Consider the following 1,099-nt stretch of genomic DNA (forward strand, 5'->3'; position numbering starts at 1 on the left):
ATAGGGCATAGGGCATAGGGCATAGGGCATAGGGCATAGGGCATAGGGCATACCTCACTTTTTTGAGAACCGCTATACGTTAGAGCTAAAATTAAAAGTCGATCGGGTTCCCAAAGCAGATATCTAATATGTTAGGTGCTAAAATTACTGCTCGGTCAACAAACATGAAGCTGAAATAAATTGTCAGCCATCTCGTTATCGATCCTCGAAAATCAACACAGTATCCTCTTAATTTAGATAACGCTGTCGGTAGCAATAATGCTGTAATATTTCATCCTCGTTTAGGATTAAATCAAGAAAACTATGACTTACTGTTAGCACAAATTTCAACTAAAACTCTGGATGCTGAAGCAATTACTTGTTATTCTACAGATATTGATCGTTGCCCGATCGCCCTTAGCTCAAAATGGTGTTTCTGCCTGTAGGTATAACCTTTCTCCCAACTGCGGATGCTCAAACGAAAGTTCCCGCGCGTGCAAGTGTAGCCGCTTCCCAGCAGCCCGACATCCGTAAAGTCGATCGCCCAAAATCGGTATCCCCAACCCTCGAACATCCGCTGCATGAACCCTCAATTGATGGGTGCGTCCCGTCAGCGGCAAAAACTCGACTCGATCGCAATTTCCTTCCCTCGCCATTACCTGAAAGCGAGTAACGCTGGGTTTTCCGCACTCCCAATTGACTTGCTGGTAAGGGCGATTTTCGGGATCGCCCCAAAGTGGGAGTTCGATCGTCCCCGCATCAATTTTTACCGTACCCGAAAGCACCGCTTCATAAACTTTGTTAACCTGCTTTTTTGCAAATTGCTGCCTGAGTTGACTGCTAGTTTCTTTGTCCCGCGCCAATAGCAAAATCCCAGATGTTTCCAAGTCTAAACGATGCACGACTGTCAAATTAAAACTATCAGCTAACAAGTTCCGCAAACGACTGAAAACACTATCTTGATTTTCAAAATAACGACCTGGAACTGACAGCAAACCAGAGGGTTTATTGACCGCAATCAACCATTTGTCTTCATAGATAATCGGTAGTATTTCGGTAACGGGCAAGATGCCCGTTCCACAAGAAATATGATGATTTGTGGGGAGTAGGGGTTGGGCTT

Annotated in this window: 2 protein-coding genes; one reads left to right on the forward strand and one right to left on the reverse strand. The window is 44.7% G+C overall.

Translation table 11 applies throughout. The features are described from left to right. The first annotated feature begins 197 nt into the window (after positions 1-197). Positions 198-425, forward strand: coding sequence for a DUF6883 domain-containing protein (locus tag QUA00_RS37030; RefSeq protein WP_445252096.1), 228 nt, complete (start codon positions 198-200; stop codon positions 423-425). Here QUA00_RS37030 and QUA00_RS36160 read toward each other — a convergent pair. Further along, a partial coding sequence (locus QUA00_RS36160; RefSeq protein WP_333413382.1) for an RluA family pseudouridine synthase occupies positions 402-1,099 on the reverse strand: 698 nt, incomplete at its 5' end. The genes QUA00_RS37030 and QUA00_RS36160 overlap by 24 nt on opposite strands.

The sequence above is a fragment of the Microcoleus sp. T2B6 genome (assembly GCF_036700475.1).
Lineage (GTDB): Bacteria > Cyanobacteriota > Cyanobacteriia > Cyanobacteriales > Microcoleaceae > Microcoleus.